The sequence below is a fragment of the Streptomyces sp. NPDC055189 genome (assembly GCF_053606765.1).
This window is the reverse complement of sequence record NZ_JBSGSG010000020.1, coordinates 15,224-40,650: the sequence shown is the minus strand read 5'-3', so window position 1 is coordinate 40,650 and position 25,427 is coordinate 15,224. Positions and strand designations below refer to the sequence as shown.

At 70.0% G+C, this 25,427-nt stretch carries 22 protein-coding genes; 7 read left to right on the top strand and 15 right to left on the bottom strand.

Annotated features, from left to right (window positions below; all coding sequences use genetic code 11):
- Window positions 1–227 precede the first annotated feature (227 nt).
- Together ACWFR3_RS17550 and ACWFR3_RS17545 are read left to right on the top strand one after the other, a co-directional pair.
- A complete protein-coding gene (locus tag ACWFR3_RS17550) occupies window positions 228–515 on the top strand; it encodes a hypothetical protein (protein WP_453735460.1) in 288 nt (95 codons plus the stop codon).
- A 190-nt stretch (window positions 516–705) separates the two neighbouring features.
- Window positions 706–2,586, top strand: coding sequence for a DNA/RNA helicase domain-containing protein (locus ACWFR3_RS17545; protein ID WP_453735459.1), 1,881 nt, complete (start codon window positions 706–708; stop codon window positions 2,584–2,586).
- 267 nt (window positions 2,587–2,853) lie between these two features.
- On the opposite strand, the gene ACWFR3_RS17540 is transcribed toward ACWFR3_RS17545, so the two are convergent.
- Both ACWFR3_RS17540 and ACWFR3_RS17535 read right to left on the bottom strand, forming a co-directional pair.
- Window positions 2,854–4,230: an SWIM zinc finger family protein gene (locus ACWFR3_RS17540; RefSeq protein ID WP_453735458.1), complete on the bottom strand. Its 1,377-nt coding sequence runs from the start codon at window positions 4,228–4,230 to the stop codon at window positions 2,854–2,856.
- Complete coding sequence (locus tag ACWFR3_RS17535) at window positions 4,227–7,280, bottom strand: SNF2-related protein (protein WP_453735457.1); 3,054 nt, start codon at window positions 7,278–7,280, stop codon at window positions 4,227–4,229. Before ACWFR3_RS17535 ends, ACWFR3_RS17540 begins: the two co-directional genes overlap by 4 nt.
- 168 nt (window positions 7,281–7,448) lie before the next feature.
- Here ACWFR3_RS17535 and ACWFR3_RS17530 point away from each other — a divergent pair, with 168 nt between their 5' ends.
- Window positions 7,449–7,868 (top strand): RidA family protein, encoded by a 420-nt coding sequence (locus ACWFR3_RS17530; RefSeq protein WP_453735456.1) that lies wholly within the window; start codon window positions 7,449–7,451, stop codon window positions 7,866–7,868.
- Window positions 7,869–7,886: 18 nt separating this feature from the next.
- On the opposite strand, the gene ACWFR3_RS17525 is transcribed toward ACWFR3_RS17530, so the two are convergent.
- From ACWFR3_RS17525 to ACWFR3_RS17515, 3 genes are all read right to left on the bottom strand, one after another.
- Window positions 7,887–8,867: a glycoside hydrolase family 6 protein gene (locus ACWFR3_RS17525; protein WP_453735515.1), complete on the bottom strand. Its 981-nt coding sequence runs from the start codon at window positions 8,865–8,867 to the stop codon at window positions 7,887–7,889.
- Between the two features lie 191 nt (window positions 8,868–9,058).
- Window positions 9,059–9,775 (bottom strand): aspartate/glutamate racemase family protein, encoded by a 717-nt coding sequence (locus ACWFR3_RS17520; RefSeq protein WP_453735455.1) that lies wholly within the window; start codon window positions 9,773–9,775, stop codon window positions 9,059–9,061.
- On the bottom strand, window positions 9,775–11,256 hold the full coding sequence (locus tag ACWFR3_RS17515; RefSeq protein ID WP_453735454.1) for an NCS1 family nucleobase:cation symporter-1: 1,482 nt from the start codon (window positions 11,254–11,256) through the stop codon (window positions 9,775–9,777). Before ACWFR3_RS17515 ends, ACWFR3_RS17520 begins: the two co-directional genes overlap by 1 nt.
- Window positions 11,257–11,413: 157 nt before the next feature.
- On the opposite strand from ACWFR3_RS17515, the gene ACWFR3_RS17510 reads away from it, so the two are divergent.
- Window positions 11,414–12,073, top strand: coding sequence for a GntR family transcriptional regulator (locus ACWFR3_RS17510; RefSeq protein WP_453735453.1), 660 nt, complete (start codon window positions 11,414–11,416; stop codon window positions 12,071–12,073).
- Window positions 12,074–12,174: 101 nt separating this feature from the next.
- On the opposite strand, the gene ACWFR3_RS17505 is transcribed toward ACWFR3_RS17510, so the two are convergent.
- From ACWFR3_RS17505 to ACWFR3_RS17495, 3 genes are read right to left on the bottom strand one after another with little or no spacing between them, the layout of a single operon-like run.
- Window positions 12,175–13,374, bottom strand: coding sequence for an MFS transporter (locus ACWFR3_RS17505; protein WP_453735452.1), 1,200 nt, complete (start codon window positions 13,372–13,374; stop codon window positions 12,175–12,177).
- On the bottom strand, window positions 13,371–14,897 hold the full coding sequence (locus ACWFR3_RS17500; protein ID WP_453735451.1) for a YfcC family protein: 1,527 nt from the start codon (window positions 14,895–14,897) through the stop codon (window positions 13,371–13,373). The genes ACWFR3_RS17505 and ACWFR3_RS17500 overlap by 4 nt, the downstream gene beginning before the upstream one ends.
- Window positions 14,894–16,285: a M20/M25/M40 family metallo-hydrolase gene (locus tag ACWFR3_RS17495; protein WP_453735450.1), complete on the bottom strand. Its 1,392-nt coding sequence runs from the start codon at window positions 16,283–16,285 to the stop codon at window positions 14,894–14,896. The genes ACWFR3_RS17500 and ACWFR3_RS17495 overlap by 4 nt, the downstream gene beginning before the upstream one ends.
- Window positions 16,286–16,475: 190 nt before the next feature.
- On the opposite strand from ACWFR3_RS17495, the gene ACWFR3_RS17490 reads away from it, so the two are divergent.
- The gene (locus ACWFR3_RS17490; protein WP_453735449.1) at window positions 16,476–16,973 is read left to right on the top strand and encodes an RNA-binding S4 domain-containing protein; all 498 of its coding nucleotides are present in this window, start codon (window positions 16,476–16,478) and stop codon (window positions 16,971–16,973) included.
- 99 nt (window positions 16,974–17,072) lie between these two features.
- Here ACWFR3_RS17490 and ACWFR3_RS17485 read toward each other — a convergent pair whose 3' ends face one another.
- The 3 genes from ACWFR3_RS17485 to ACWFR3_RS17475 form a co-directional block, all read right to left on the bottom strand.
- On the bottom strand, window positions 17,073–17,534 hold the full coding sequence (locus tag ACWFR3_RS17485) for a DoxX family protein (protein ID WP_453735448.1): 462 nt from the start codon (window positions 17,532–17,534) through the stop codon (window positions 17,073–17,075).
- A 239-nt stretch (window positions 17,535–17,773) separates the two neighbouring features.
- Entirely contained in the window at window positions 17,774–18,490 is a 717-nt protein-coding gene (locus ACWFR3_RS17480; RefSeq protein WP_453735447.1) for a class I SAM-dependent methyltransferase, read from the bottom strand.
- A 58-nt stretch (window positions 18,491–18,548) separates the two neighbouring features.
- Window positions 18,549–19,457 carry an acyltransferase domain-containing protein gene (locus ACWFR3_RS17475; RefSeq protein WP_453735514.1) on the bottom strand — a complete coding sequence of 303 codons (909 nt, stop codon included), beginning with the start codon at window positions 19,455–19,457 and terminating at the stop codon, window positions 18,549–18,551.
- Window positions 19,458–19,738: 281 nt separating this feature from the next.
- On the opposite strand from ACWFR3_RS17475, the gene ACWFR3_RS17470 reads away from it, so the two are divergent.
- Window positions 19,739–20,011 (top strand): DUF6343 family protein, encoded by a 273-nt coding sequence (locus tag ACWFR3_RS17470; protein WP_453735446.1) that lies wholly within the window; start codon window positions 19,739–19,741, stop codon window positions 20,009–20,011.
- Here the strand turns inward: ACWFR3_RS17470 and ACWFR3_RS17465 are convergent.
- The 3 genes from ACWFR3_RS17465 to ACWFR3_RS17455 all read right to left on the bottom strand — a co-directional run bounded on the left by ACWFR3_RS17465 (window position 20,008) and on the right by ACWFR3_RS17455 (window position 22,128).
- Window positions 20,008–20,409 carry a tetratricopeptide repeat protein gene (locus ACWFR3_RS17465; protein WP_453735445.1) on the bottom strand — a complete coding sequence of 134 codons (402 nt, stop codon included), beginning with the start codon at window positions 20,407–20,409 and terminating at the stop codon, window positions 20,008–20,010. The genes ACWFR3_RS17470 and ACWFR3_RS17465 overlap by 4 nt on opposite strands.
- A 50-nt stretch (window positions 20,410–20,459) precedes the next feature.
- Complete coding sequence (gene coaE / locus ACWFR3_RS17460) at window positions 20,460–21,122, bottom strand: dephospho-CoA kinase (protein ID WP_453735444.1); 663 nt, start codon at window positions 21,120–21,122, stop codon at window positions 20,460–20,462.
- A 67-nt stretch (window positions 21,123–21,189) separates the two neighbouring features.
- Window positions 21,190–22,128 carry a PAC2 family protein gene (locus ACWFR3_RS17455; RefSeq protein ID WP_453735443.1) on the bottom strand — a complete coding sequence of 313 codons (939 nt, stop codon included), beginning with the start codon at window positions 22,126–22,128 and terminating at the stop codon, window positions 21,190–21,192.
- 258 nt (window positions 22,129–22,386) lie between these two features.
- Here ACWFR3_RS17455 and ACWFR3_RS17450 point away from each other — a divergent pair, with 258 nt between their 5' ends.
- Complete coding sequence (locus tag ACWFR3_RS17450) at window positions 22,387–23,358, top strand: right-handed parallel beta-helix repeat-containing protein (protein ID WP_453735442.1); 972 nt, start codon at window positions 22,387–22,389, stop codon at window positions 23,356–23,358.
- Between the two features lie 163 nt (window positions 23,359–23,521).
- Here the strand turns inward: ACWFR3_RS17450 and rpsA are convergent, their stop codons facing one another.
- Window positions 23,522–25,042 carry a 30S ribosomal protein S1 gene (gene rpsA / locus ACWFR3_RS17445; protein WP_365822523.1) on the bottom strand — a complete coding sequence of 507 codons (1,521 nt, stop codon included), beginning with the start codon at window positions 25,040–25,042 and terminating at the stop codon, window positions 23,522–23,524.
- Window positions 25,043–25,427 lie beyond the last annotated feature (385 nt).

Here is a 25,427-nt window from a genome sequence, read left to right as displayed (position 1 = left end):
TGCTAACGTTCGAATGCACTGCTTTACGGCCCGCCAGACGTCCGATTCAGGAACGTCTCCACCCGTAACCTGGAGATTTTGCATGCCTGTTCTCAGTGGCTCACCATCTTCCGTGGCCTCATATCCGCCCGGACCATCCGCATCGTTCCCACTCGGGGAAGACCGCGTCTTCTGCTTCGGTGGCTCCGCACGCCACCTCTCGGCCTGATCCGGCCACAACCAGCCAGATGACAATTGTGCTCGGATCAAGGCGAATCGATTTTTCGTCGGCTGTCCGGCACCTCTTCTCCGAAGGTGTTTCCGTGCAGACCCCAGAGACGACCATCGTCGCCGTCATCGCCGTTATCGCCGCAGCCTTCACAGTGACTGCGTGCTACGCCCTCGCATGCTCCACAACCAACAAGATCGCCAAGGTCGCGCTGGACGGTAGCCGCTCGGCCGACCGCGCGCAGATCCTCAACGAAGTCGGCGCCATCCTGCGGCACTTGCCTGCACTCCGCTGGCGGCGCAAGTAGTCCGGTAGGAACGGGTGACGCGGGTCGGGTTCAGCGAAACGGCCCGCCCCGCGCGCCCTGCCCTCCCGGCAAAGGAAACCGATGAACACCGATATAGGCTTCTTCCGATCACCGGTGCGGCCCGCCGGGCTTCCGCTGCAGGACACGCCCTCACCCGCGCGACTCATATCGTGCTGCCCGGGAGCCCGTCTTGCTGCGTGAATCCGTCTCCACGGCCCTCGAACAGGCCTACAGCAGTCAGCTCTTCCTGCGGCTGCACGATCATTTCGTCGACGATCACGGTTACCGGCCCAGCGCGGCAGAAGCAAGGTCGTGGGAGAAGAGCCTGCCTGCGCTCCTCAACGTACTGGTGGAGGCGGGGCTCGATCGCGTTCACGCCCTCTTCGAATACCAACTGCCGCTGACCAGTAAGCGCACGGACGTCATACTCGCCGGTGTACATCCCGATACAGGTGAACCGTCTTACGTCGTCGTGGAGTTGAAACAGTGGAGCCAGGCCGAACCGGATGACGACGACGCACTGTTGTGCCGAGTCGAGTCCTATTCCCGCCCTGTACTGAACCCGATCGAACAGGTCCGGGGCTACTGCGACTACCTGACCTCGTTCAACGGCGCCCTGGCCGAACATCCGCACCGCGTCGCCGGTGTCGCTTACCTTCACAATGCGACGGAGTTCGGCATCAACGGCCTCTACGCCGTTGAACAGAGCGAGCGGGGTCAGCTGTTCAGTGAAGAGCGCCGAGGACTGTTTGTGGAGTTCCTCAAGTCACGGCTGGCGCCTGTCTCAGGAGCGATCGCCGCCGATGAACTGCTCGCCGGAAAGGTCCGCCCCTCCAAGCAGTTGATCGCCGTAGCCGCAGAGGAGATCCGCGAACGCGAACAGTTCGTGCTCCTGGACGAACAGCGAGTCGCGTACGAGCTCGTCATGCGTGCGGTACACCGGGCTGCGCAAGCCGACCACAAGGAAGTTCTCGTGGTCGCCGGCGGCCCCGGCAGCGGCAAGAGCGTCATCGCCCTGTCCTTGCTCGGCGAGCTGTACCGCCAAGGACGTTCCGCGCTCCACGCGACAGGCTCTCAGTCGTTCACGAAGACCATGCGGAAAGTAGCCGGGGCCCGGAAGCGTGAAGTGCAAGATCTGTTCAAGTACTTCAACAGCTTCATCACGGCCGAGCGGAACGGCTTGGACGTACTGATCTGCGACGAGGCCCACCGTATGCGGCTCACGTCAGCCAATAGGTACACGCGCGCCGAGAACCGCACGGGTAAGGCGCAAGTGGAAGAACTGATCGACGCCGCCAGGGTGCCGGTCTTCTTGCTCGACGAGCACCAAGTGGTACGGCCCGGAGAGATGGGCAACGTCGAGGAGATCGAGGCGGAGGCCACGAGAAAGGGACTCGACTGCCGAGTGGTGTCCCTGGAGGGCCAGTTCAGAAGCGGCGGCAGCGACACGTACCTGCAGTGGGTGGTACGTCTCCTCGGACTCCAGCGGGGCGGAGCTGTGACCTGGACTCCGGACGGCAGAATGCAGCTCCGGGTCGCGGACAGCCCGCAGGAGATGGAGGACTTCCTTCAGTCCCGCCGCAACCAGGGCTACAGCGCCCGCATGTCGGCCGGCTACTGCTGGAAGTGGACCACGAAGTATCCACCCGGACAGGCCCTGCCTACAGATGTGGTCATCGGCGACTGGGCACGACCGTGGAATGTCTTCGGCGAACGCGGGGTCGCGGGAGCCCCTCCGGCCGCGCTCTGGGCCACTGATCCAGCCGGCTTCGGCCAGGTCGGATGCGTGTACACAGCGCAGGGCTTCGAGTATGACTGGAGCGGTGTCATCATCGGCCCCGATCTGGTCTGGCGAGGGGACCACTGGGTCACCGACCGCACAGCATCGAAGGATCCTGCGTTCAAGAAGACCACATCGGACGCGGACATGGACCAGCTGATCCGCAATACGTACAAGGTCCTGCTGACACGCGGCATGGTCGGCACAGTCATCTACTCGACCGATACCGAGACACGCGAGAAGCTGCGGGAACTCGTCGGGGCCGCAGAGGCAGTCGCGCTGTCTGGCTGACACGGACGCCGATGGGAGCGGCGAGCGAGTTGATGTGGGCAAACACCGAGGCGATAAGCCACCGCAGCGCGTCCAGACGGATACCGTCGGCACTCGGCCACGGCTGCGGCCGGTGTTGTCGTGATCTCCATGCCAGGCGCACAGCGAACGAACGCACCAGCCTCTTAGCGAGTTGCAGGAAAGTCCCACTGCCACCCGTGGTTCACAGCGTGTCAGCGGGACTTTCCTGCAACTGGCATCGGCAGCCACGGGGGCCCACCCCGTCGGTTACGAGGCGATCATCCCCGTGACCGCCCCCACCGGATCCGCGTCCGCCTCCCCCTCCGGCCACCAGTCGTCCCGGCCCGGCTCGCTGCGGTACGGGTACCAGCGGCCGTCTCTGCCGTAGCGGAGTTGGAGGGAGCCGGGGGTGTTCGTCAGGTGGTTGTGGTGGATCGTCATGCGGGGGAGGTCTGCCGTGATCAGGGCGCCCCTGGCTCGGTCGAAGGGGCCTGCCGGGGGGTCCCAGGGGGATTCCAGGACCGCCAGGCCCTCCTCGCCGCCCTGGCGCCAGGCCGCCGCGGCGCGGGCCAGGTCGGCGGGGGTGTGGTCCACCGACGTCGCAAGCTCGGCGAACTGGCGGCTGAAGCTGCGGCGGCCCGTTAGGCCGGGGTGGGAGGCGGCGAGGCGGACCGCGTCGTGCCAGGGGTCGGCGGTGGGGAAAGGGTCCGCGCCGGTGGTCAGGTACGCGTGGGCGCGGCTCGCCGTGTCCGTGGCCAGGAACTCCAGGGATGCGGGGTCCGGGGCGCCGGGGACGGAGGGGAGCAGCGGGGGTTCGCCCGGGTGGGCGGGGGGTGGCAGCGGGGCCGGGAGCGGCGGGCGGTAGGTCGTGGACAGGACGTCCCTGGCCAGGGTGCCGGGGAGTGTCGCGGCGCCGGCGCCCTGCGTGGTGGCGGACTGTTCGCGGGCCGCCCGGTGCGCGTTGCGCGGGGCCAGTTCGTCGAGGAGCGCCTGCTCGTCGCCGCCTCGCAGGAGGAGCAGTACGAAGGGGTCGGCGTCCAGCAGTCTCGCTGTCTGGTAGGTGAGGGCTGCCGCGTGTTTGCAGGGGCGGCCGTGATCCGGGCAGGTACAGGACGGGACCAAGTCGCCTGGCCCCGGCAGGAGTTGGACGCCGGAGCGTTCCGCCGCGTCCACCAGCGCGTGCGGCATGTCCTTGTCCAGGAGCGCCGCGATGTGCGCCGGTTCCGTGGCCACCGCGTCCAGGAAGTTGTCCCAGTCCTCCGGCGTGAGGGTGCGCATCCGGATCTCGGCGCGGTACGGCCGGGGCCTGCTGCCGTGTACGTACGCCACGATGCGGCCCGGTGCGACCGTGATCGTGTCGACGTGTCCTTCGCGGGCGTAGGCCCGGCCGCGGGCCAGGCGTCCCGCGTCGAGCGAGGTCCCCTCCAGGGCTCCGATCCAGGCGTTGCCCCACCAGGACGTGGCGAACGGGGCGTGAGGGTCCGGGTGTTGAGGGAGTGGAGGGAAGACGCGGCCGGTGCCGGTGCCTGTCCCACGGCTGACGGCGGTGATTCCGGTGCGGCCGCCATCGCGCGCACCACCCCTGCCGGTGCGGCCGCCATCACGCGCACCGCCCCTGCCGACACCCCCGCCCCTCACGCTCACACCACCCTCCTCAGCGACACCAGATCCGCCAGTTCCGCATCCGAGAGTTCCGTCAGTGCCGCCTCGCCGCCGCCGAGCACGGCGTCCGCCAACGCCTGCTTCGCGGCGAGGAGTTCGGCGATGCGGTCCTCCACCGTGCCCTCCGTGATCAGGCGGTGGACCTGGACCGGCTGGGTCTGGCCGATGCGGTAGGCGCGGTCCGTGGCCTGTTCCTCCACCGCCGGGTTCCACCAGCGGTCGTAGTGGATGACGTGGCCCGCCCGGGTGAGATTCAGGCCCGTGCCCGCCGCCTTGAGGGACAGGAGGAAGACCGGAGCCTCGCCCGACTGGAAGCGGTCCACCATCTCCTCCCTCTTCGGGACCGGCGTACCCCCGTGCAGGAGTTGGGTACCGATGCCGCGCGAGGCCAGGTGCGACTCCAGGAGGCGGGCCATCTCCACGTACTGCGTGAAGACCAGGACCGCGCCGTCCTCCGCCAGGATCGTGTCGAGGAGTTCGTCGAGCAGTTCCAGTTTTCCCGAGCGGGAGCGGCCCCCGCGGGTCGTGATCCCGCCGTCCTTCAGATACTGCGCCGGGTGGTTGCAGATCTGCTTCAACGCCATGAGCAGCTTCATGACCAGGCCCCTGCGCGCGATGCCCTCGGACGCCTCGATGCGGGCGAGCGTCTCGCGTACGACCGCTTCGTAGAGCGACGCCTGTTCGCGGGTGAGCGTCACCGGGTGGTCCGTCTCCGTCTTCGGCGGCAGTTCCGGCGCGATGCCCGGGTCGGACTTCTTGCGGCGCAGGAGGAAGGGGCGGACCAGGCGTGCCAGGCGCGCCATCGCCTCGTCGTCCTCGCCGCCCTCCACCAGACGGGCGTGGCGCGCCCGGAACGACTTGAGCGGGCCCAGCAGGCCCGGTGTCGTCCAGTCCAGCAGCGCCCACAGTTCGGAGAGGTTGTTCTCGACCGGAGTGCCGGTGAGCGCCACCCGCGCCGCGGAGGGAATCGTGCGCAGCGCCTTCGCCGTCGCCGCGTGCGGGTTCTTGACGTGCTGCGCCTCGTCCGCCACCACAAGACCCCAGGGCTGAGCGGCCAGTTCGGACGCGCTCGTACGCATCGTCCCGTACGTCGTCAGGACGAAGCCGCCCGACAGGTCGCCGTCGAGGCTGCGGCCCGTGCCGTGGAAGCGGCGCACCGGGACCCCCGGTGCGAACCGCTCGATCTCCCGCTGCCAGTTGCCGAGCAGCGAGGCCGGGCAGACCACGAGCGTCGGTTCGGGGCGGGCCCGGTGCAGGTGCAGGGCGATCAGGGTGACCGTCTTACCGAGGCCCATGTCGTCGGCGAGGCAGCCACCGAGGCCGAGGGACGTCATCCGGTCCAGCCAGGCCAGGCCGCGGAGCTGGTAGTCGCGGAGGGTGGCGGCGAGCGCGGGCGGCGGGGTCACGGGGCGCAGGTCGTCGGTCAGGCGTTCGCGGAGCTGGGCCAGGGCGCCGATCGGGACCGCCTCGACGCGCTCGCCGTCCACCTCCGCCGCCCCCGTCAACGCGACGGACAGCGCGTCCACCGGGTCCAGGAGGCCCAGATCCCGCTTGCGCGCCTTGCGCACGAGCTCGGGGTCGACCAGAACCCACTGGTCACGCAGGCGTACGACCGGGCGGTGCGCCTCCGCCAGGATGTCCATCTCCGCCTCGGTGAGGGGTCCCCCTCCTCCCTCCCCCTCTCCGTCGCCGGAACCCAGCGCCAACTGCCAGCGGAATTCGAGCAGTTGCTCGGCCTTGAAGAAGTCGAAGTTGTCGGCCGCCGTGCCGGGCGCGGGGCGGACGACAGCGGTCGCCGTGAGGCCGCGCGTCAGCTCACGGGGCCAGTGCACGGCCACGCCCGCCGCGCCGAGCCTGGTCGCCGCCACGCCGAGCAGTTCGTACAACTCGCCTTCGCTCAGGGGCAGCACGTCGGGGACCGGCCGCTCCAGGAGGCGGGCGAGCGGCTGCCACACGCGGGCCGCGCGCCGCACCGCGAGCAGGGTGTCGACGCGGGCACGGGGTCCGAAGTGGTCCGCCCCGGACCAGAGTTGGGCGGCATCCGCGACGAGGGTGGGGTCGGCGAGGCTGTGCACCTGTACGACGGCCGCCGCCGGGCTCGCCACGCTCTCGCCGGTACCGCCCCCCTGATCACCGGGCGGCACACCGTTCGAGGCAGCGGACACGTCCTCCGGCGTCCCCCCGTCGAACACCTCGTGCGCCTCCAGATCGAGCCGCAGCGACACCCGCACCCCGGCATCCATCCCGGCCGCCACCTCCGCGGCCCACTCCCGCGCGTCCGGCAGCCGCTGCGGCTCCCGCGCCGCGAAAGGCGCGCCGACCGCGTGCGCCGCGGCGGGCGTGCGCGGCAGGGTGTCGACCACCGCATCGACGAAGGCCCTGACCAGGGCGAACGGCTCGGGCAGCAGGACGGGCCCACGACCGGGCAGCGGTACGGCGTGCGCCTCCGCCGGCAGCGCGGCGGCGATCCCCCGCAGCTGCGTGACGTCCGCGGCGTCCAGCGGTCCGGCCCGCCACGCGTCCAGGTCGCCGCCGGTCAGACCGGGCAGCAGCCTGCCCCGCGCTGCCAGATGCAGGGCGTGCCGGACGGCCGCGGCCCAGCAGGCCACCGCGGGGTGCGCGGGACCGGCGCGCAGCAGGAGCGCGGCGGCTTCCGCCACGGGCAGGATCAGCGCGGGGACGGTACGGGTACGGACGCCCTTGCCGTGCGGTCGTACGACGGCGATCTCGCCCTCGACGGCGCCGGGAAGTCCGCCCGCATCAGCCGCGGCCCCAGTCCCAGACCCAGCCCCCGCCTCCGCCCCGGAAAGCCCCGCCGGAAGCTTCCCCTCCGGCGCCCAGAACGCGACCCGCCCCTCGCGCGGCACATCGGCCGGGAGGAAGACGGCGGCGCAGGAGCGTACGAGCCCGAGCTCTGTGAGCCGCCGAGCAGAAGGCGCGTCAGAGGCAGAGACAGAGACAGCAGCGGAAGCCGAAGCAGAAGCAGAAGCGGCACCCGCAGCGGAAGCAGTGCCCGCGGCAGCCCCGACCATCACTCTCACCACCTCGCTCACCCTGAGTAACGCCGAGTCGCCCCGAGTCACTCGCGGGCCGTGCCCGCACACCGTTCCCGCACACCATTCCCGCACGCCAGCCTAGGCCAGCCGCACCGGAACGAAATTCAGCTGCGCGCCGCCGCCCGCCTCCCCCAGGATCAGGCCATGGCCCCCTCTCGCCGCACCGTCGTGCCCACCCTCTTCCCGCCGCCCGGATACGCCCACGCCGCCCTCGTAGAAGCAGGCACCAAGCTCGCTTTCATGGCGGGCTCCGTGCCGCTCGACCCCGAGGGGAATCTCGTGGGAGAGGGCGACGTGGTGCGCCAGACCGAGCAGGTCATCGCCAACCTCGACGAGGCCCTGCGCGCGATCGGCAGCGACCTGACGCAGGTGGTGGCGAGCACGGTGTACGTGGTGAGCGGCGAGCAAGGGCCACTGGGCGAGGTCTGGCAGGTCGTCCGCGCGTCCGACCTGCTCGCGAAGGGCCCGCACACCTCCACGCTGCTCGGCACGACGTGCCTGGGCTACACCGGCCAGCTGGTGGAGATCACCGCCACGGCGGTGGTCCCGGAGTCACGCCCCTAGCCCCTCACCCTCAACCCCTCAACCCCGCGCCCTGCTCGCAAGCCCCAGCGCGTACTCCGGCCACCACTCCCCCGCCCGCGGCCCGCCCCGGCAGGTCCCGTCGGACTCACCGGGACGCTTGATCCACAAGTAGGCGTCGAGCGCGGGGTCGCCGGTGGCAGTGGTGGGCGGGGTGCCGAGGGCACGGCCCGGCGGGTTGCACCAGGCCTCGTCGCCCCCGCCGGTGTAGGGGCCGTTGCCGTTGCGGCTGCTGTCCACGACGAAGTGCCCGGCGCCGCCGAGCGCCGCGGCGATGCGGTGCCCGTAGGCCGAACTCTCCGCGTCGGTGCGGTAGTTGGAGACGTTCAGGGCGAAGCCGTCGGCCTTGGCGATCCCGGACTGCCGCAGCGGGGCGAGCAGGCGGCCCACGTCGGGGATCCAGCCGGAGTTGCCCGCGTCGAGATAGACCTTGGTGTTCGGGCGGGCCTTGATGCGGTCCACGGCGTAGGCGAGCAGCCCGTACCGCTCGTCCGCGTCGGCCTTCGCGCAGCCCGCGATCTTCTGCGCGACGGCGTCCGGTTCGACGACGACGTACGCGGCGCGGTCACCGATGCCCGCGGCGAACTCGTCGACCCACCGCCGGTACTCCGCCGCGTCCGCCGCCCCGCCTCCGGAGTAGTCGCCGCAGTCGCGGTCCGGGATGAAGTACGCGACGAGCACCGCGGTCTGCCCCGCCGCGGACGCCGCCTCGGTGGCCGCGCGGACCGCCGGGCCCGGCCCCGGGCCGTGCAGCCACAGGGCCTGGGGCCGCCCCGCGATGCGCTCGATGAGCCGGGCATCGGCGGTCCGGCGCTGGCTCCGCCACTCGGTGACCTGCCGGGCGGCGAGACTGTCCGGGTCCACCCAGAAGGTGGTGCCCGGAGCAGCCGCCCCGTCACCATCGCGCGCCACGGCACCGGCCGCCTCCGCTCCGAACGCTGTCGCGCCCAGCAGCAGCGCGGCGGCCAGGAGTCGGGACAGTCCGGGGCGACGGGAGCGGCGGGGGCGAAGGGGGCGGCGGACTCGGCCAGGGTATGGGAAGGGCGGTGTCGGCACCGGGCGCCTCCAGTTGCTCGGCGCCGGACCGGCCCGGCGCGTTCCCCGGAGTCTGCGGCGGCCCGGCCAGCGTCAAGCCTCGTACACCGCCGATCGGGCGGCAGATCGGGGAAGAATCACTCCGACGGCCGTGCCCAAGTACGTGCCTTCGGCAGGGGTTTGGCGTATCCCCCGGCGCGGCTCGTGGTCAGACCGAGCCCCACGAGCGACTCCGCGAGCTTCACCGCGGCGGCCACCCCGTCGACCACGGGCATGTCGAGGGCGGCACCCACCTTCTCCTGCAACCCGGTCATTCCGGCGCAGCCGAGCACCAGGACCTCGGCCCCCGCGTCGCGGGCCCGTTCGGCGGCGGCGAGGAAGGCGCGGACGGTGACCTCGCCGTCCCCGAGGTCGAGGACGCCGAGTCCGGTGCCCACGACTGCCGCGCAGTTCTGCGCGACGCCCGCCGCGTGCAGGCTGTCCTCGATCTGGCCGCGCGCCCGGTCGAGGGTGGTGACGACGCCGTAGCGCCGCCCGACAAGACAGGCCAGGTGTGCGGCGGCCTCGGTGATGTCGACGACCGGCACGTCCAGGAGTTCCCTGGCGCCCTCGCGTCCGTGCTCGCCGAACCCGGCCATGACCACGGCGTCGTACGGCTCCTCGTAGCCGCGCAGGGTGTCGAGGACGGCGGCCGCCGAGAGGTAGCTGTCGAGCCACCCCTCGGCGGACTCCGGTCCCCAGGCCGGGGTGAGGCCGGTGATCGTGGTGCCGGGGGCCGCCGCGTCGCGCGCGCCCCGCACGATCTCCTCGGTCATGGCCCGCGTCGTGTTGCAGTTGGTGACGACGATGCGCACTAGCCCTCTACCTCCACCGCGTCCGCGTCCGTGAGCGCCGCGGCCCGCTCGGCGCGGCAGAGCACCGCGTAGAGCAGTGCGGCCGTGGCTGTACCGATGAACCAGGAGTACGGCGCGACGTAGTCGAAGAACGGCACGAGCGCGCACACGGCGGCGAATCCGGCCGTCGGCACGAAGGCGGCGAGCGCCTTCGGATTGACGCCCCGCTTGTAGTAGTACGGCGATCCCGGCTCGGCCTTGAACAGCGCTTCGGCGTCGATGCGCCCGCGCTTCACCCAGAAGTAGTCGACCGCGATGATCCCGAACAGCGGCCCGAGGAAGGCGCCGAGGCCGCCCAGGAAGTAGTTCACGACGGTCGGGTTGGAGTAGAGGTTCCACGGCGTGACGAGCAGGGCCGCGACCGTGGAGATGATCCCGCCGATCTTGAAGGTGATCTTCTGCGGCCAGACGTTGGCCAGGTCGTACGCGGGCGAGACGAAGTTGGCCACGATGTTCACGCCCATCGTGGCGACGGCGAAGGTGAGCGCCCCGAAGATGAGGACCCAGGTGTTGCCGATCTCGGCGACCAGTTCGGCGGGGTCGGTGATGGCCTTGCCGAAGACCTCCAGGCTGCCCGCGGTGACGACGACGGAGAGGATCACGAAGGCCGTGGAGTTGATGGGCAGGCCCCAGAAGTTGCCGCGCTTGACGGTGCGGTAGTCGGGGGCGAAGCGCGAGAAGTCGCAGAAGTTGAGCATCAGCGTGCCGTAGGTGGCGAGGATGAGCCCGATGGCGCCGAACCACTGCCGCACCTGCTCGCCGGTGGAGACCGGGTTCGGGGTGCTGGTGAGCGAGATGGTCCAGCCGGCCTTCCAGAGGATCCAGACGGCGAGGGCGATCATCACGACCCAGATGGCGGGCCCGCAGAAGTCCTGGAACTTCCGTACGGACTCCATGCCTTGGGTCATGATCAGCCCCTGCACCAGCCAGAGGGCGACGAACGAACACCAGCCGAGGGCGTGCAGCCCGAGGAAGGAGTGCTCGGTCCACGACTCCAGGCCCGGGAAGGCGGCGATCAGCATCACGTTGACCGCGATGGAGGCCAGATAGGTCTGGATTCCGTACCACATGATGGCGATCACGGCCCTGATCAGGGCGGGGATGTTGGCGCCCCAGACGCCGAAGCTGATGCGGCTGACGACGGGGAACGGCACGCCGTGGCGCTGGCCGATGCGCCCCATCATGTTCATCCCGACGTAGATCAGCATGAAGCCGACGAGGAGCGAGGTGAAGATCTGCCAGACGTTGAGGCCGAGGACGAGCAGCCCGGCCGCGAAGGTGTAGTTGCCGAGATTGTGGACGTCGGACATCCACAGGGCGAAGAGGTCGAAGACCTTCCACTTGCGTTCGGCGGAGGGGGCGAGGTCTTCGTTGGTGAGGCGGGGGTCGGGCACGAAGTCGGTCGCGGCGCCCGGGGCGTCGGGGCGCTGGGTGAGGGACACGGGGCCTCCTGCAAGGGGGGACGGAGGTGCGCGTTTTGGTATACCAAAGTTTGGTATACCAAAGATTCCGTCATGCTCCCGCTCCCGAGGGCGCCCGGCAATGTCCGTACGGTTACGAATCGGTAAATCGATGCGGGGTTCGGCAATGATGGACACCATGACGACCGTGGAACAGCCGCTGGCCGCCGTACGCGAACGAGTGCTCGCCGAGCTGCGGCAGGAGATCATCGCCGGACGCCTCGGGCCCGGCGACCGCCTGGTCGAACGGGAGCTCGCGGAGCGCCTGGGGGTGTCCAGGGTTCCGGTCCGCGAGGCGATCCGGGCCCTGGTCGCCGAGGGCTTCGTCACCTTCGAGACCCCGCGCCGGACCGTGGTCCGCCGCCTCACCCGCACCGACGTGACCGAACTCTTCGAGCTGCGCGAGGCGTTGGAGGTGTTCGCGGCGGGGCGCGCGGCGCAGCGGGCCACGGAGGAAGGCCTCGCGGAACTGTCCGCCCTGCTCGACAGCGCGGCCAAGGCCACGCGCACGGCGGACGCGGAGGCGATCACGGACATCAACACGCGCTTCCACGACCGCGTCCTGGCGATGGCGGGGAACGGTCTGCTCACGTCCGTCATGGAGCCGGTGGACGGGCGCCTTCGGTGGATGACGCGGCGGAACGAGGAGTGGACGCACCTTCTGGCGGAGCACCGGGAGTTGTACGAGGCGGTGGCGTCCGGGGACGCGGAGCGCGCGCGGCGCGTGGCGCTGGCCCATGTGCGGACGAACTACCGCTCGACGGTGCGGCATCTCTTCGGCGACGAGGAACAGGACTAGTCACCGATCCGGCCGGGCTGGACATTCCCAGCCCGGCCGGAAACTTCCAGCCCGTCCGGCGCTTGAGGACGAACTCGGCGAAGCCGGTGACGAAACGCGGCTTACGAGGCTCGCAGCCCCCGCATTCGTCCGTACGCGTACACGCACCCCGCGAGCGCCAGGTCCGAGAGCAGCATGAAGCCGATCGAGTACGAGTCCTTGGCGCTGTAGATCGCGCCCATGACCAGCGGCGGGACGAAGCCGCCCAGGCCGCCCATCGCTCCCACGATGCCCGTCACGGATCCGACCTGCGCCTGTGGCGTCACCTGCGACACGAGTGCGAAGACGCTGCCGCTGGCCGTGCCGAGTCCCGCCGCCATCACCAGGAAGCAGATCGTGCCGCCCGGATTCAGTCCCGGTTCGAAGGCCTGCACGATGGCGAAGGCGGCGACGACGGCCAGCGCGACCGAGGTGACCGACGCCGGGTGGATGCGGTCGGACAGCCAGCCGCCGATGGGCCGGAAGATGACCGTCACCAGCGCGAACCCGGCCGCCTTCGTGCCCGCGTCCGTGGGCGAGAGGTCGTACCAGGTCTTCAGATACGTGGGCAGATAGACGCCGAAGGCCACGATGCCGCCGAAGCCGATCGCGTACAGCGCGGAGAGTTCCCACGTCACCCGCAGCCGTCCCGCCTGTCCGAGCCGGGTCGTGAGCGGGCTCGTCGGCACCGGCCGGTCGGGACGGTCGGTGATCAGGAGCGCCGCGAGCACCGCGTAGGCCGCGAGCGCGATCGCCACGACCAGGAACGGCAGGTTGTCGCCGTGCTTGGCGATCCGCGGCGTGAAGTACCCGGAGAGCGCCACGCCTCCCATGCCCATGCCGAAGACACCGAGCGCGAAGCCCCGGTGCGCGGGCGGGAACCAGGAGTTGACCAGCGGGATGCCGATCGCGAACGTGGTGCCGCCCAGGCCCAGCAGGAAGCCGACCGCGAGCATCGCGACGTAGTTGTCCCTGGCCGGGATGATCAGGAGCACCGGCACGATCGTGAGCGCGGAGACGAGCGGGAACATCCGCTTGGCGCCGTAGCGGTCGGTGAGCGCGCCGACCGGCACACGGCCCAGCGAGCCGACGATGACCGGCACCGCGACGAGCAGGGACTGCGCGAACGAGGAGAGGCCGAGCCGCTCCCCGAAGTCGCTGCCCAGCGGTGCGATCAGGTCCCACGCCCAGAAGGTGAGGGTGAACCCGACCGTGGCGACAGCGAGATTGCGATACGCGGCGGCCGAGGGTTTGGCCACCGCAGCTGGTGAGGTCGTTGTCATGTGAGAGCCGCTCCAAGCGCAACGAAGACGCAGATCAATACGAACAAAATGGCGAGCAACGGCCAGACGAAGCGAAGGTACTTGTCGTAGCCGACTTTCGCGAGCGCGACGCCGCCGATGGTCACGGCGGTGGTCGGCACCCACAGATTCATCCAGCCGCTCGCCGCCTGCCAGGCCGTGACGACGACCGAGCGGGAGACCCCGGCGAAATCGGCCAGCGGGGCGAGGATCGGCATGGCCAGGGTCGCGTGGCCGGAAGTGGACGGGATCAGGAAGGCGAGCGGCAGGTTCACGACGAAGACGATGACCGCGAAGAGTCCGGAGGACGTCCCCTTGACCACGCCCTCGATGGAGTGCAGGACGGTGTCCGTGACCTTGGAGTTGTTCATGATCACCGTGACACCGCGGGCGAGCACGATGACCAGCGCGGGCGAGATGAAGTCGGCCGCGCCCTGGATGATCGTCGAGCTCAGCTTCTGCTCGCCCATCCGTGCCACGCATCCGACGAGCACGGCCGCGACGAGGAAGAGCGCCGCCAGCTGCGGGAAGGACCAGCCGAGCTCGAAGCCGTACGGCGTCGCGTCCGCCTTGCCCGTCAGCGCGCTCGACCAGGGCACCACCGAGAAGATCATGAAGGCGAAGACAAGGGCGACCAGGACGAGCAGCGCCTTGTGCAGGCCCGTCAGCTCCGGTACCTCGCCGGCGTCGGCGGAGGTCTGCTCACGGTCGCCGGGCAGGAAACCGGTGAGGGAGCGTTCGGGGTTCTTCTGTACGCGCTTCGCGTACCGGATGACGTAGGCGATGGTGACCGCGGTCAGGACGACCCACATCACGAACCGCAGCACGATGCCGTCGCCGAGCGAGATGTCCGCGGCGGAGGAGGCGACCCCGGTCGCGAACGGGTTGACCGTCGAGCAGAGCACGCCGACCCCCGCGCCCAGGATGATCGCGCCGACCGCGACCATCCGGTCGTAGCCGAGGGCGAGCATCAGGGGCACGATCAGGCCGTAGAAGCCGAGCGTCTCCTCCGCGAACCCCTCGACCGTGCCGAGGACGGCGAAGACGAGCATGACTCCCGCGATCAGCATCGCGCCGCGATCGCGCAGCCGGTGCGCGAGGCGGCCGATGCCGCGGTCGAGGGCGCCGGTGGCGAAGACGACCGTGATGAACGCGCCGATGGCGAGCACGAAGAGGAACACGCCCGCGCTGCCGTACAGCTCCCCGGCCATGTCAGGACCGACGAGGCCCGACTTCTCGTCCTGGACCCCGTACAGGCCGTTGACCGGGGCGAGGAAGAGGTCGTTGAGCCGGTCGACGAAGCTCTGGCCCGAGTCGACGCGGTGGTAGCTGCCCTCTACGGGGGCGCCCTTGTCGTTGCGGTCGTAGGCGCCGGACGGGATGAGGAAGGCGAGCAGCCAGACGGCGACGGTGACGATCGCGAGGATGGTCAGAGCGCTGGGGAAAGTGAACTTCCGTCTGTGCTGCGGCTCCTGCGTGCCCGGGTCGGTCGCGGTGCTGCTCATGCGCCGCTCTCCCCGGCCGCATCACGACCGGCGTCACGGCCGGCATCACGGCCGCTGAAGTCGGCGGCGTACTCACGCACGAAGGCGGCCATGGCGACGACCGTGTTGCGCAGCTCGGAGAAGAGGACGCGTTCGTTCGGGGCGTGCAGGTTGCACATGCTGTCCTGGGCGCCGAAGAGCAGGACCTCGGCGCCGGGTGCCGCCTTCGCGAGGCCGTTGACCAGGGGGATGGAACCGCCGGTCGCCACGTACGAGGCCTCCTCGCCCCAGGCCTCCTTGAGCGCGGCGCGTGCGGCTCGGTAGGCGGGGCCGCCGGTGGCCGCTTCGTAGCCGGGGCCCGTGTCGCCGGGCGTGACGGTGAGGTGGACGCCGAACGGTGTGAGCGTGCGCAGGTGGTCGACCAGCTTGCCCATCGCCTCCTTCGCGTCCTGACGGGGGTGGAAGCGGAGGTTCAACTTGGCGCGCGCGTACGGCACGACGGCTGACGCGGCGTGCTCGACGGCAGGCGCGTCAAGGCCGATCACCGTGATCGCGGGGCCGCTCCACAGCCGTTCGCCCAGGCTGCCGCTGCCGATGAGCGGCACCCCCTCGCGCACACCCGCGAGCGAGCGGAACTCTTCCTCGGTGTAGCTCGTACCGCTCCAGTCCTCGCGCCGCAGCCCTTCGACGGCCACGTCTCCGTGTACGTCGTGGAGGGTGGCCAGGGCCTTGATGAGCACGAGCAGCGCGTCGGGCGCGGCGCCCCCGAACTCCCCGCTGTGGCGCGGCTCGTCGAGAGTGCGCACCTCCACGACGACTTCGGACGCGCCGCGCAGGGCGGTGGTGAGGGTGGGGGTGCCGGGGCGGAGGTTGCCGAGGTCGGCGACCACCATGGCATCGCAGGCGAAGCGCTCCGGGTCGGTGGGCGGATAGTCGTCGAAGGCGCTGCCGTACTCCTCCTGGCCCTCGATGACGATCTTGATCCCGACGGGCGGGCGGCCGCCGTAGGCCCGCAGCATTCCCAGGTGCGCGATGACGTTGGACTTGTCGTCCGCGATGCCGCGGGCGCGCAGGCCCCCTTCGATCGGGGTCGGCTCGAAAGGCGGCGACTTCCACAGCCTCTCGTCGCCGGGCGGCTGGACGTCGTAGTGGCCGTAGAGCAGGACCGTCGGCGCGTCGGGGGTCGGCGGCGGGATCTCTCCGTAGATCACGGGCGAGGTGTCCGGCAGGTCGAGCCGCTCGACGGTCGGCACACCCGCCCCGCGCAACAGCTCGACCAGCAGGTCGTGCGCCTCCTGCACCGGTGCGGCCGGGAAGCCAGGGAAGGCGATGGAGGGGATCGCGGCGAGCCGTTCGAGGTCGGCGCGCAAGGTGTCCATCAGGTCATCGACGGTGGCTTCGAACTTCATAGGCGGCACCCCTGGGTCAGCATCCTGCTTTGCGGCGATTAGCCCGAATTATCAGACTCCGAGGGGAACGGTTCCCTGACGGCTCGCCGTACGGGCGGGGATGCCGCACTGCTGCCGCACACCGCGTGCGCACTTCGCCGGGCGCCGCGACCCCGGCCAGGGGCCACCGGGCAGGCACTAAAGTCGGGGCATGGCTTCGGAGACTTCAGGCGGTGGCGGCAGCGGGAACGGGGCCGGCGGTGCTCCGGCAGGCGGTGGCGCGGGGGCTGGTGCCGGTGCGGGTACGGGTACGGGTGCCGCGGCAGGTGCTGGCGGAGGCTCCGTACGGACCGACGTCTGGATCTGGTCCGTCCGCCTGGTGAAGACCCGCTCCATGGGCGCGGCGGCCTGCAAGGGCGGCCATGTGCGCGTCAACGGCGAGCGCGTGAAGCCCGCCTACGGCGTACACGTCGGCGACGAGGTACGCCTGCGCCACGCGGACGGCCGTGAACACGTCGTCGTCATCAAACGCCTGATCCGCAAGCGCGTCGGCGCTCCGGTGGCCGTCGAGTGCTACGTCGACAACAGCCCTCCCCCGCCGCCCCGCGAGGCCGTGGCCCCCGCCGGCGTACGCGACCGGGGAACGGGCCGCCCCACCAAGCGCGACCGCCGGGAGATGGAACGGCTGCGCGGCTTCGAGGGGCCCTAGCGACCTTTCACCGGCTCCGTCCCCGCATCGAGGACTCACCCGGCAACGCCCGGTGGACCCTCGACACGGGGACGGAACTCCCTCCCGGTGTACGGATTTTCACGCCCCGCGCCGCAGGAGGAGACGGAGCAGCCCGAGCAGCTCGGTCGTCTTTTCGCGCCGGGCCAGGGCGATCCACACCAGCGGCACGATCAGGATGAGCGGCGTGGCGGCGTTCTCCCCGCCGAGCGCGGTCACGCTCACGATGAACGCACCGACCATCAGCCCGACGAGGGCCGCCGCACCGACGGAACCGAGCACCGGAATCAGCAGCGCGATCCCACCGAGCACCTCCAGCGCGCCGATCGTGTACATCCCCGGCTCGCCCCACCCGAGCCTCTCGAACGCCTCGACGGCCGTGGGGTGCGCGATCAGCTTCGGCATCCCGCTGGCGAGCGCGAAGAACAGACCGAGCAACACCTGAACCGCGCGCAACGCGATACGGACGGACCGGCGACCGGCGACGGCGGGGGTGGCGGCGGCCGTGGGGGTCTCGGCGGCAGTGGGAGCGGTGGCGGTCATGGTGAACTCCTCGCTAAGCAGGGGCTGTTGTGCTGTCACCGTGATAGACCGCCCCGCCCAGCAGAACTCATCGCCCGGCAGCACAGCACTTCCATGCAGCACCACATCACCTGCCGCCCCGCCCTACCCCACTGCACCTCCCCGCCCTACCCGGCTTCACCGCCCCACCACACGCCTCTCCACCTGCCCGCCGCGCACCTCTGCCTTCCCCCACCGTGCGCCCCCGCAACCGAACCGCGTCAGCGCACCGGCACCGGAACCGGCACCGCCCGTACCCAGATCCCGTCCTCCGTCAGATATTCGTCGACCCTCAGTCCCGCCTCCCCCAACGCCTCCTCGAACTGCTCCTTCGTGAGCGGCCGGGCGCGGAACGTCTGGGTCCATACGGCGTCCGGGAAGACGTACTCCGCGTGCACCTCGTTCACCCCGTCCCCGAGCGGCTCCGCCGACACGATCCGCACCGTGTACCCGCCGGGGTCGACCCGCTCCCTCGGCAGGTTCGTGTGGTAGTCCGCGCCCTCCCGCTGGATCAGCACGCAGCCGTCGTCCGTCACGTGGCTCCGGCAGGCCCGCAGCATCCCGCGCCGCACCGCAATGTCGCCGTCGTGCACGAGGAACGACGCGAGCATCACCACCTCGAACCTCTCACCCAGGTCGAGCTTCTCGATCGGGCTCAGGATGGTCCGCACCCGCCCATCCAGCGCGGAGACCTTTTCCAGCATCTCGGCGGACTCGTCCACCGCCGTGACCCGGAACCCCCGCTCAAGCAGTGGACGCGTCACCCGCCCCGCACCGCTGCCCAGTTCCAGGATGTGCGCCCCGGCCGGCACCGCACCGGCGATGACATCCGGCTCCTCCCCGACGGACAGGCGCGCGTACAGGTCCACCGCGCAGCCGTCCGGCGTGATCGCTCCGGGGCCCGTCCCCTCGTATCCCTCACGCATCTCAGCAGTCATGCCCCGTCAACGAAGCGCTCCGAGGCCCCGTTCCCACCTCTCCCCGTGGCCGCGCGGTCTACAGCGGGAACCAGCCATGCCCTCCGTACCAATGACCGCCCGCCCTCAAGTGGTCCCCCACCGCCCTCTCCACCCTTGTCCGCCTCGGCAGTTCGGCCACGGGACGGTCCCGGTCGCCGAAGACGAAGGCGACGGGAGTGCTGTCGTCCGGCTCGGGCTCCGGCTCATGTCCGTCCACCGGGCGGAAGCGCTCCTGGAAGCGGACGATGTTGGAGTCCGGCGGCAGATACCGCTTCAGCTGTGGATCGAGCAGCCAGGAGTGGCACATGGCTGTCTCATACCGCTCCTCCGGAAAGTGCCGCGCGAAGAACTCCCGCGCCAGCGTCACCGACCGGTCGCACGCCTCGGGGGACAGCGGACCCCGGAAGTCGGCTATGTGGAGGTCCAGACACGGGTCGCCCCGCCTGGCGGAATGGCTTGCCTCCGCCACCGCAGCGCCCATCCGCTCTCCCAGCACGGAGCGCTGGAACTGCAGCCGCCCCAGTTGGTAGAGCTCGCCACGGAAATGCAGGGAGTTCCAGCCCGGGTGCAGCAGCCCCGGGCCACCGCGCGCCCGGCGGTGCACGGCCATGTGCCGTCCGAGGTCGGCGAGCGTACGGCGGGAAATGTCGTCCGGGATGCCGCGGCTCCGGTGATACGCCCGGACATAGGGCAGCGCCGCCACGAAGACGAACACATGGAAGAGCGCACCCAGCGCACCCGTCTCCGCCGGCAAGGGAGGGTAATCGCGGTCTACGCCGACCTTCCCCATGTCCCGCACCGTCCCGTCGACACTGCGCTCCAGCAGCCGGCGCGCCTCCGGGTCCCTCATCAGCCGCCCGCGCAGGGCCACAAGGTCGTTGATGTCCTCGTGCGGCACCGCCAGGTCGAGCAGCACGTCCGGCAGCTCGTCCGCCGAGGGCAGCACCGCCTCGACCCGCTCCCCAGCGCATTCCGCGCCCTCAGCGCCCTCAGCGCCCTCAAGATCCTTCAGCCACGCGGCGAGCCGCTCGTCCGTCCTCGCCCGGTCCCTCAGTACGTCCAGCACAGCCATACCCCCGATCGATACACATCTACGATCTTGAAGCCTCAGCCCTTTCCGGTCCACCACCCACGGGTGGATCCTGGAAGGTGGAGACCGGACAGCGGCAGGTGGAGAAGGGTGGAGACGCGGCGGTAGCAGGGTGCGGAGGGAGAAGGTGGCCTCGCATGGGACGCATGAAGCGCACAGGCAGTGAACCGGTGACCGCGCGCAGCCCGCTGCGCCTGCGGCTCTGGTTCAGTGCATGGGGCCTGGCCTGGGCCACGTTCGGCACCATCGCGTTCGCCCTCGTGGGGCGCCCCGGCTGGGCCGCGGTCTGCGGGGTGCTCTGGCTGATCGTCACCGCCGACATGGCGGTGATCCTCCGCCACATCCGCCAGGGGCCGCACTACCAGCCGGACCGGAACATCCCGCCGTACGAGCCCCCGACCGCCGGTTAGCCCTCAGCGCCCCCGCCGCCGGACTCACCGGATCCGCCGTCGTCGAAGCGCGCCGCCGCCAGATACTCCGGCTGCGGATCGAGCGCCGCGGCCAGCCGGAAGTGGCGCCGGGCCTGGTCGGGCCGCGCCGCGCGTTCGTACGTGCGGGCAAGCGCGAAGTGGGCGAACGCGTTGTCCGGTTCGCGCTCCAGCACGATGCTGAACTCAAGCTCCGCAGCGCGCAGTTGAGCGGCGGCGAAGAAGGCACGGGCCCGCAGGAGCCGCGCCGCCGTGTTCTCGGGGTGGGCCGCGATGACCGTGTCGAGCAGCTTCACCGCGCCTCGCGGATCTCGGGCGGCAAGGAGCTGCTCCGCCGCACGGAAGTCGATGACATGGGTCTCCGGGGTAATTTCGGGCACGCGTGACTCCTTCCCTCGCTGCTCTGTGTCAACGCCCCTCACACGGACGCCTATTCCGTGAGGTGTCCTGTCGGGCGTCCGTCGGGCCGGGACGGCGAGGACAGCCCCCGCCAGGCCGCCCGCGCCCGCCGCACGAGGTCCGCCCATACGGCGCCCACGCGCTGCTCCAGGCCCTCCAGCGGACCGTCGTTGTCGATCACGACATCGGCGATCTCCAGACGCTTCTCGCGCGTCGCCTGGGCGGCCATCCGCGCCCGGGCGTCCTCCTCGCTCATGCCGCGCAGCCCCACGAGACGCTCCAGCTGGGTCCCGGGGCTCGCGTCGACGACGATCACGAGGTCGTACAGCGGCGCAAGGCCGTTCTCCGCGAGCAGCGGCACGTCATGGACGACCACCGCGTCCTGCGAGGCCGTGCTCTCCAGTTCGGCGGAGCGGGCGCCGACCAGCGGGTGCACGATCGAGTTCAGTACGGCCAGCTTCTCCGGGTCGGCGAAGACGACCGAGCCCAGCTTCGGCCGGTCGAGGGAGCCGTCCGGTCCGAGGATCTCTTGGCCAAAAGCTTCAACGATCGCCGCCAGACCCGGAGTTCCCGGCTCCACCACCTCGCGGGCGATCTTGTCGGAGTCGATCAGCACGGCTCCGGATGCGACGAGGAGACGCGACACTTCACTTTTGCCGGCGCCGATTCCGCCGGTCAGGCCCACCTTCAGCATGCCCGGCAGCTTAGAGGGTCGCCTCCTGCCGATGCCTCCGGGCTACGAGACCGCCGATGACTCCCGGCTACGCGTCGCCCTCACGCTCCGCGAGGAAGCGCTCGAATTCCTGACCGATCTCGTCGGCCGACGGAATGTCCACGGGCTCGGCGAGCATGTTGCCGCGCGCGTCGCCGCCGGCCGCCGCGTCGTACTGGTGCTCAAGTCCCTGCACCAGGGCGACCAGCTCTTCGTCGCCCTCCTGGATCTGCCGGTCGATCTCGGTCTGGGTGCGGTGCGCCTCGGTGCGCAGGCCGTGCGCGACGCTCGGCAGCACGAGGCCCGTCGCGGCGGTGATCGCCTCGAGGACCGTCAGGGCGGCGTCCGGGTACGCGGAGCGGGCGATGTAGTGCGGGACGTGCGCGGCGACACCGAGCACGTCGTGGCCCGCCTCCAGGAGGCGGTACTCGACGAGCGACGCCGCGCTGCCGGGGACCTGCGCCTCGTCGAAGGGGCTGCGGTGCCCCGGAATCAGGTCGGTGCGGTTTCCGTGCGGCGTGAGGCCCACGGGGCGGGTGTGCGGCACGCCCATGGGGATGCCGTGGAAGTTCACCGCGAGGCGCACGCCGAGCCGCTCCACGATCTGCTCGGTCGCCGCCGCGAAACGCTCCCACTCGATGTCCGGCTCGGGCCCGGAGAGCAGCAGGAAGGGCGCGCCCGTGGCGTCCTGGAGCAGCCGCACGTCGAGCGTGGGCACCTCGTAGTCGGTCCAGCGGTCGCGCCGGAACGTGAGCAGCGGGCGCCGCGCGCGGTAGTCGACTAGCCGGTCGTGGTCGAAGCGCGCGACCACCTGACCGGGCAGGCTGTCCGTGAGCTTCTCGACGATCTGGTCGCCGGTCTCACCCGCGTCGATGTAGCCGTCGAAGTGGTAGAGCATGACAAGGCCGGCCGACTCCTGGGCGAGCGCCATGTCTACGACAGCGAGGCCCTTCGGCTCCCATTCGTACAAACCCTGCGGATCAAGCACGGTGACCGCTCCTCGCCCTCTTCGTCGTGACTCGTACAGCAGAACGCCGGCAGCGGCGTCGGCATTCCCTCCCGCGTCTCTTCACAGCGGCTTCTTGCAACACCCGTGGCCGGATGCCGAGTTCACGGCGGTCGGCCGAGCCACCCTCACGTGGCCCGGCTCACGCGGCCTGGTCCAGACCTTGACGCGGACATGACCCACCTCTACGTTCATATGCACACCCAGTGTTCATGTACAAGAACCGGAGGGTCACCCCACATGCGTATCCGACGCACCTTGCTCATCTCCGCGCTCGCCGCGACGGCCGCCACCGGAGGCCTGGCCGTCGCCGCCACCGCTTCCCCCGTGCCGGCAGCCGCCGGGACCATCGAGGTCTCCACGGCGGCCGAGCTCAAGTCCGCGCTGACCAGCGCCTCCCCCGGCGACACGATCCACCTCGCCGACGGCACGTACACCGGGAACTTCAAGACGAGTACCGCCGCGAGTTCAGGCGCCCGCATCACCCTGACCGGCTCGTCGAATGCGGTGCTCACGGCCGGCGGCGGATACGGCCTGCATCTGAACGGCGCCTCGTACTGGACGGTCAAGGGCGTGACCGTCACGGGCGGACAGAAGGGCATCATGATCGACTCCGCGAAGGGAGTCGTCGTGGACGCCGTCACCGTCCACGGCCTCGACATGGAGGGCGTGCACTTCCGGAAGTCGAGCAGCGGCGGCGTCATCAAGAACTCGAAGGTCTACGACACCGGCAACGACGGTCGCGGCATGGGAGAGGGCGTCTACGTAGGCAGCGCCAACACGCTCTCCGACAAGAGCGACGACGTACAGATCCTCGGGAACACGATCGGCCCGGACGTCGGGGGCGAGGCGATCGACCTCAAGGAGGGCACCACGGGCGGCAAGGTCTCGGGCAACACGTTCGACGGCAAGGGCCTGACCGGCAACAACTACGACGACTCGTGGATCGACGTGAAGGGCAACAACTACGTCATCGAGAACAACACCGGCAAGAACACCACGAACAACGGCTACGAGACCCACTCCCAGCAGTCCGGCTGGGGCTGCGGCACGGTGTTCCGCGGCAACAAGACGAACCTCTCCGGCTCGACGGGCGACAAGCAACTGGCGATCAACGTCACCAACTACAGCGCCAACTGCAAGACGACCGTCTACGCGAGCAACACGGTGACGGCGGGCAAGGGCCTGACGAACATCACGGTGACTCCGTAGGCGGGGCGTGCCCCGGCAGGGGCGCGGGGAACTGCGCGCCCAGCCCCCACCGGACCCGCACGAAAAAATCGGCCCCCGTACCCAAAAAAGAACTGCGGGCCCGCACCCCCGAAGGGATGCGGGCCCGCAGTCTTCAACTGCTACTACCGCCTAGGGGCGAGCCTCAGCTCTGGCCGCCCGCAAGCTTCTCGCGAAGAGCGGCAAGCGCCTCGTCCGACGCCAGGGCGCCGGAGTTGTCGTCCGACTCCGAGGAGTACGAACCGCCGCCGCCACCGCTGCCACCGGCAGCCGGGGCACCGGTCGAGGACGCGGGAGCCGCAGCGCCCTCGGCCTCGGCCTGGGCGTCCGCCTCGCGGGACTTGATGACCTGGGCCTGGTGCTGCTCGAAGCGCGTCTGCGCCTCGGCGTACTGGCCCTCCCAAGCCTCACGCTGGGTCTCGAAGCCCTCGAGCCAGTCGTTCGTCTCGGGGTCGAAGCCCTCGGGGTAGATGTAGTTGCCCTGGTCGTCGTAGGACGCGGCCATGCCGTACAGGGTCGGGTCGAACTCGACGGCCGACGGGTCGGCGCCGAAGGACTCGTTGGCCTGCTTCAGCGACAGCGAGATCCGGCGACGCTCGAGGTCGATGTCGATGACCTTGACGAAGATCTCGTCGTTGACCTGGACGACCTGCTCCGGGATCTCCACGTGGCGCTCGGCCAGCTCGGAGATGTGCACCAGGCCCTCGATGCCCTCGTCGACGCGCACGAACGCACCGAAGGGAACGAGCTTGGTGACCTTACCGGGAACAACCTGCCCGATCTGGTGCGTGCGGGCGAACTGCTGCCACGGGTCTTCCTGCGTCGCCTTGAGCGACAGGGACACGCGCTCGCGGTCCATGTCCACGTCGAGAACCTCGACGGTGACTTCCTGGCCGACCTCGACAACCTCGGAGGGGTGGTCGATGTGCTTCCAGGAAAGCTCGGAGACGTGCACGAGACCGTCGACGCCGCCGAGGTCCACGAACGCACCGAAGTTGACGATCGAGGAAACGACGCCGGAGCGGACCTGACCCTTCTGCAGGGTCGTGAGGAAGGTCTGGCGGACCTCGCTCTGGGTCTGCTCGAGCCAGGCACGGCGGGACAGGACCACGTTGTTGCGGTTCTTGTCCAGCTCGATGATCTTGGCCTCGAGCTCCTTGCCCACGTAGGGCTGGAGGTCGCGGACGCGGCGCATCTCGACGAGGGAAGCCGGAAGGAAGCCACGGAGGCCGATGTCGAGGATGAGACCACCCTTGACGACCTCGATGACGGTACCGGTGACGATGCCGTCTTCTTCCTTGATCTTCTCGATCGTGCCCCAGGCACGCTCGTACTGAGCGCGCTTCTTGGACAGGATCAGACGGCCTTCCTTGTCCTCCTTCTGGAGAACCAGGGCCTCGATCTCGTCACCAACCGCGACGACCTCGTTCGGGTCGACGTCGTGCTTGATGGAGAGCTCGCGGCTCGGGATGACGCCTTCGGTCTTGTAACCGATGTCGAGCAGGACCTCGTCCCGGTCGACCTTCACGATGACGCCGTCGACGATGTCGCCGTCGTTGAAGTACTTGATCGTCTCGTCGATCGCGGCGAGGAAGGCTTCCTCGTTACCGATGTCGTTGACCGCTACCTGCGGGGTGGTGGCGGTGGTCTCGGTGCTGCTCGTCATGTGGGTAAGGGCTCCGGTACGGACAGTGAGTCGTAGGTACTGCTAGCGCCGGAACCGATTTCGCTCTGAAGAAGCCGGACAGCCTTGGAAGCGCCGATTCTGTTTCCGGAGAAACGGAAGGCGCCTCGACAACCGAGGGGACATGCAACAGATGCGAGCGCATCCCGCTAGGTCTGAGGACGGCAGGCTCGCAGCGCAACTTGTAGCATACGGGGGCAGCCGGACAGGGTCAATGCGCGAAGGCGCACACCCAGGGGCGGAACGCCGCATACCCGGCACAAATGCTGTCGCATGAGGCCACACGGGCCGCACCGCGCCCTGTCGCGACCGCTTTTCGGACCGCCCCTGCACTGTCCCGCCGCGACGAGCCGCGACCAGCCAGACG

Bases quoted from the DNA above. Each gene is read 5' to 3' on its own strand.
- ACWFR3_RS17470 (WP_453735446.1), top strand. From the start codon at position 19,739: ATGGGACGCATGAAGCGCACAGGCAGTGAACCGGTGACCGCGCGCAGC.
- ACWFR3_RS17505 (WP_453735452.1), bottom strand. From the start codon at position 13,374: ATGACAACGACCTCACCAGCTGCGGTGGCCAAACCCTCGGCCGCCGCG.
- ACWFR3_RS17500 (WP_453735451.1), bottom strand. From the start codon at position 14,897: ATGAGCAGCACCGCGACCGACCCGGGCACGCAGGAGCCGCAGCACAGA.
- ACWFR3_RS17550 (WP_453735460.1), top strand. From the start codon at position 228: ATGACAATTGTGCTCGGATCAAGGCGAATCGATTTTTCGTCGGCTGTC.
- ACWFR3_RS17530 (WP_453735456.1), top strand. From the start codon at position 7,449: ATGGCCCCCTCTCGCCGCACCGTCGTGCCCACCCTCTTCCCGCCGCCC.
- ACWFR3_RS17510 (WP_453735453.1), top strand. From the start codon at position 11,414: ATGACGACCGTGGAACAGCCGCTGGCCGCCGTACGCGAACGAGTGCTC.
- ACWFR3_RS17450 (WP_453735442.1), top strand. From the start codon at position 22,387: ATGCGTATCCGACGCACCTTGCTCATCTCCGCGCTCGCCGCGACGGCC.
- ACWFR3_RS17485 (WP_453735448.1), bottom strand. From the start codon at position 17,534: ATGACCGCCACCGCTCCCACTGCCGCCGAGACCCCCACGGCCGCCGCC.
- ACWFR3_RS17535 (WP_453735457.1), bottom strand. From the start codon at position 7,280: ATGGTCGGGGCTGCCGCGGGCACTGCTTCCGCTGCGGGTGCCGCTTCT.
- ACWFR3_RS17495 (WP_453735450.1), bottom strand. From the start codon at position 16,285: ATGAAGTTCGAAGCCACCGTCGATGACCTGATGGACACCTTGCGCGCC.
- ACWFR3_RS17480 (WP_453735447.1), bottom strand. From the start codon at position 18,490: ATGACTGCTGAGATGCGTGAGGGATACGAGGGGACGGGCCCCGGAGCG.
- coaE (WP_453735444.1), bottom strand. From the start codon at position 21,122: ATGCTGAAGGTGGGCCTGACCGGCGGAATCGGCGCCGGCAAAAGTGAA.
- ACWFR3_RS17490 (WP_453735449.1), top strand. From the start codon at position 16,476: ATGGCTTCGGAGACTTCAGGCGGTGGCGGCAGCGGGAACGGGGCCGGC.
- rpsA (WP_365822523.1), bottom strand. From the start codon at position 25,042: ATGACGAGCAGCACCGAGACCACCGCCACCACCCCGCAGGTAGCGGTC.